Origin of the sequence: Brachybacterium nesterenkovii (genome assembly GCF_900163655.1) — a bacterium.
Lineage (GTDB): Bacteria > Actinomycetota > Actinomycetes > Actinomycetales > Dermabacteraceae > Brachybacterium > Brachybacterium nesterenkovii.
The window spans coordinates 1-2458 of sequence record NZ_FWFG01000031.1 but is presented as its reverse complement, the minus strand read 5'-3'; the positions used below and the strand labels follow the sequence as shown (position 1 = coordinate 2458).

At 68.7% G+C, this 2458-nt stretch carries 2 protein-coding genes; both read left to right on the top strand.

Annotated features, from left to right (window positions below; all coding sequences use genetic code 11):
- Positions 1–775 (top strand): IS30 family transposase (locus FM110_RS03680; RefSeq protein WP_143276238.1); only part of this gene is annotated, 775 nt, incomplete at its 5' end.
- Between the two features lie 149 nt (positions 776–924).
- On the top strand, positions 925–2280 hold the full coding sequence (locus tag FM110_RS03675) for an FAD-dependent oxidoreductase (RefSeq protein ID WP_055085869.1): 1356 nt from the start codon (positions 925–927) through the stop codon (positions 2278–2280).
- The last annotated feature ends 178 nt before the right edge of the window (positions 2281–2458 follow it).

The following is a 2458-nucleotide window of genomic DNA, read 5'->3' as shown; positions in this document are numbered from 1 at the left end:
CCACCGATCAGACCCCCGCCGAACAGGAGTGTTGCTTCGACGCTATGACACCACCATCTACCAGTCACTGTTCATCGAGGGCCGCGGGGCGCTGAAGCGGGACCTGGTGACCTGCCTGCGCACCGGCAGGGCTCTGCGCTCGCCGCGTGAGCGTTCGCGGAACAAGCCCCATGGCCATGTCACCGCCGATGTCGTGATCAGCGAACGGCCCGCGGAGGCCGCGGATCGGGCTGTTCCCGGCCACTGGGAAGGCGACCTGATCATCGGCACCGGCCGCTCCGCGATCGGCACCTTGGTCGAACGCCACAGCCGCGCCACGATCCTGGTCCATCTGCCTCGCTTGGAGGGCTGGGGCCAGACGCCGCCGGTCAAGAACGGCCCCTCGCTGGGCGGTTACGGTGCGGTCGCGATGAACACCGCGCTCGCCGCGTCGATCACCGCTCTGCCGCAGCAGCTGCGCAAGACCATCACCTGGGACCGCGGCAAGGAACTATCCGCTCACGCCACCTTCGCCCTGGAGACCGGCACGAAGGTCTACTTCGCTGACCCCCACAGCCCATGGCAGCGGCCCAGCAACGAGAACACCAACGGGCTGCTGCGTCAGTACTTCCCCAAGGGCACCGACCTGTCCCGCTGGACAGCAGAAGATCTGGAAGCCGTGGCCCACACCCTAAACAACCGCCCCCGCAAGACCCTCGGCTGGAGAACACCGGCCGAGGTCTTCGAAGAGCAACTACGATCCTTGGAAGAAGCCGGTGTTGCGACGACCGGTTGAACCTGCCGTGGCTCCGACCAGCAGAGCGATGTCAGCAGTTGGCTTTCCATCTCAGCGGTGCCGCTGGAAGGATGCCCACCGGCAAATCCCGCACCTCGTGGATTGCGAGCGTTGCGAGCGAGAGCGTGCCTACGCGAAGGAGAATTGTGATGGACGTTGACCTGCTGGTGATCGGCTGGGGCAAGGCAGGCAAGACCCTGGCGGGGCGCTTCGCGGCCGCCGGCAAGACCGTGGCGCTGGTGGAGCGCTCGCCCGAGATGTACGGCGGCACCTGCATCAACATCGGCTGCGTGCCGACCAAGGACCTCGTCGTCTCGGCCGAGGAGCGTCGCGACTCCGACGACCCGCAGGAGTTCTTCCGCACCGCCGTCGCCGGCCGCGACGCGCTGATCGGCACGCTCAACGCCGCGAACCACCAGATGCTGGAGAAGCCGGGCGTCACCCTGGTGGACGGCACCGCCCGGTTCACCGGCCCGCGGACGGTCGTCGTCGACACCGCCGAGGGCCAGGTGGAGCTCACCGGCGAGACCGTGGTGATCGGCACCGGTGCGACCTCGCGCCGCGTCGACCTGCCCGGCTTCGACTCACCGCGGGTGTTCGACTCGACCACCATCCAGCACATCGACCCGCTGCCCGAACGGCTGGTGATCGTGGGCGGCGGCTTCATTGGGCTGGAGTTCGCTAGCATGTTCACCCACTTCGGCTCCAAGGTCACCATCCTCGACCGCGGCGAGGAGTTCCTTCCCCGCGTCGACCGGGACGTGGCCGAGGCCGTGAGGCAGACCCTGCTCGACATGGGCGTCACCATCGAGCAGGGCGTCCGGCCCACGTCGCTGGACGACGACGGCACACACGCCGTGGTGCACACCACCAAGGGCGATTTCGCGGCCGAGGCCGTGCTGGTGGCCGCCGGACGCGTGCCGGTCACCGGCGAGCTGGGCCTGGAGGCCGCCGGCATCGAGGTGGACGAGCGGGGCTTCGTCGTCGTGGACGACCAGCTGCAGACCAGCGTCCCCGGTGTGTACGCGGTGGGCGACGTCAACGGCGGCCCGCAGTTCACCTACATCTCGCTGGACGACAACCGCATCGTGTGGGACGCGGTGATGGGCCAGGGCACGCGCCGCCGCAGCGACCGCGTGGCGGTGCCGAACACCACCTTCATCACCCCGCCGCTGTCGATGGTGGGCATGGACGAGACCCAGGCCCGCAAGTCCGGCCGCAACGTCCTGATGGCGAAGAAGGAGGTGGCGAAGATCGCCGCCATGCCCCGGCCGAAGATCGTCGGCGAGACCCACGGCCTGTTCAAGCTGTTCGTCGACGCCGACAGCCAAGAGATCCTCGGCGCGACGATCTTCTCCATCGACTCCCAGGAGCTGGTCAACATGGTCGCCCTGGCCATCCGGCTGGGCGCCAAGGTCTCCGACCTGCGCGACGGGATCTGGACCCACCCGTCCAGCACCGAGGCCTTCAACGAGGTGCTCGGCACCCTGGAGCCATTGGCCTGACCGCTCAGGCACGAGTACGCCCTCCGACCCGATGGGTCGGAGGGCGTTCTGCTTCGACGGGGGCGGTCGGGCCCGGCGTCCGGCCCCGCCGCCGACGCAGGCACCGCATGTCTTGGGGGCTGACGGGGCCTACCCCCGGTTCGTGGACACGGGGGTTGTTTACGCTGCGAGCGCCAGC

Bases quoted from the DNA above. Each gene is read 5' to 3' on its own strand.
- FM110_RS03675 (WP_055085869.1), top strand. From the start codon at position 925: ATGGACGTTGACCTGCTGGTGATCGGCTGGGGCAAGGCAGGCAAGACC.